Raw genomic sequence first — 1,689 nt, 5'->3', positions numbered from 1 at the left:
CTTACACGGCACAACTAACACAATGAATTAGTTGTGCCGATTCCATTTGCTTTCAATATTGATTAAATATGCATCTGGATCCTTTTTAAATCTTCTCTGTTTTGTGTGTTCATGTATTCGACTGTCCCACTTACTGACTTCCTCTTTGTAGCCAGAATAAATGGCATTCTGAATCTTCTGCAGCCCATCTTGTTCATTTTTAACATTTTCAACGAATACAATGTTTTCGCCGTGACGAACAATGTATCGATTCCAAGTTCGGCTACCTGTAATCCTACGATGCCTTACTTTTGTTCTTCTAAAGAAAAGTTCCAGATCATTATTTGTTCTAGGTAAGAGAGGAAAATCGTAAAAGGTAAAGAGGCCTTTCCAAAACCCTTTACTATATCTCATCAGATTGTCCACAAAGGCTAAATCATCTTCACGGTTCAGGTCCTTTTCTATTTGGATCAAATATCGTCTTAACCTGGACTCAACCCATGAACTTGTTTTATTTTCGGAAGGCTCCATGATCGTGGCAATCCTTTTAAAACGCAGATCCCACCGTTTTACGAGCTGATAATCTGTTTTGTAGTTATCCACATTTCTGACTATTCTGAACAGCTTTTCAAGTAAAGGAGTCCCCTTTTTTATCCAGGCATTTTTCAATCGAGCCCTTAATCGATTTTGTTCGTTCAAAGACACGTGTACCTGGTAATTCAAATGGAGGCTTTCCATCCTCCAGAAGCACGGAACGAATCGCTGCGACATAATCACTTGCGATTTCCTCTTCTAAGCTTTCTGACGCCGATTCTTCTATTTTTCTTTCGATTTCCCGGATCCCTCTTAACTTCTTCTTGATATTTGTCTTTAACTTTCGATCCTTTTCTACCAATGGTTTTGCGATATCTTTGAAGTAATGGAACTGACAGTATTGATAAGGAATATCCGGTGCTATTTTTTCGATTGCTAGACGGATCGACTGTTGACCATCACTGATAAATCCTTGAATAGGGTAGCCCCAATCAATGATAGGTTGAATGATTCCAATCAGTTCTTGAGATGCGCTACTCTTTAAATTGTGTGCTGCCAAAACGGTGCCACTTAGAACCTCCCGGATGACATACAATGTTTCATTTCCTTTTTCAGGTTGAACGCCATCAATGGATAAGATTAAACCACCGTTCTGTTTGACAACTTCCTCTAAGGGTTCTTTCATATTTTCTTTAATCGCTGACCGAAGGAGTAATGCATATCGCTCGTACATTTTTTGAACTTGTCTTTCAGAGATTTTGACCTGCTTTTCATTTAAAATGGAGGCAATTTCTGACCGAGTTTTATGCTCTTTGAAGCGCAAATGCCCAATGTGGGCAATGACATCCATGCCATAGGTAATGTGCTTCATACTCAGCTGCTCAGCCTCTGCAGAACGATAAACAGTATTGTTCTCACAAGCATTATTTTCACAGCGATAGCCTAGGTTAATAACTTTGAATTCCCCTTTTAGGGTAGAAATGGTTTTTCTCCATACAGGATGGCAATATGTTAGTTTCCCTCCACAGACAGGGCAATTTATAATTTCAGGACTATAATAGATAGACTCAATTGGATTTAATCGGTTTTTAGTACGCATAAATAAACACCAACTTTAATGATTTATAAGTCTATTATAACTCATTATTACCGTTGGTGTTATTTATTCCGTGTAAG

The 1,689-nt window shown here is 38.3% G+C and carries 2 protein-coding genes; both read right to left on the bottom strand.

Going from position 1 to position 1,689, the window contains the following annotated elements; genetic code table 11:
* Positions 1-27: 27 nt before the first annotated feature.
* The gene (locus M3226_RS31360; RefSeq protein WP_251573403.1) at positions 28-582 is read right to left on the bottom strand and encodes a hypothetical protein; all 555 of its coding nucleotides are present in this window, start codon (positions 580-582) and stop codon (positions 28-30) included.
* 25 nt (positions 583-607) lie between these two features.
* A complete protein-coding gene (locus tag M3226_RS31355) occupies positions 608-1,612 on the bottom strand; it encodes a transposase (protein ID WP_251573401.1) in 1,005 nt (334 codons plus the stop codon).
* Positions 1,613-1,689 lie beyond the last annotated feature (77 nt).

The organism is Neobacillus cucumis (genome assembly GCF_023715505.1).
The sequence above is the reverse complement of the archived record's forward strand: the minus strand, read 5'-3'. Positions and strand labels throughout refer to the sequence as shown.

Excerpts from the sequence above, each read along its gene's own strand:
- M3226_RS31355 (WP_251573401.1), bottom strand. The coding sequence starts at position 1,612 with ATGCGTACTAAAAACCGATTAAATCCAATTGAGTCTATCTATTATAGT.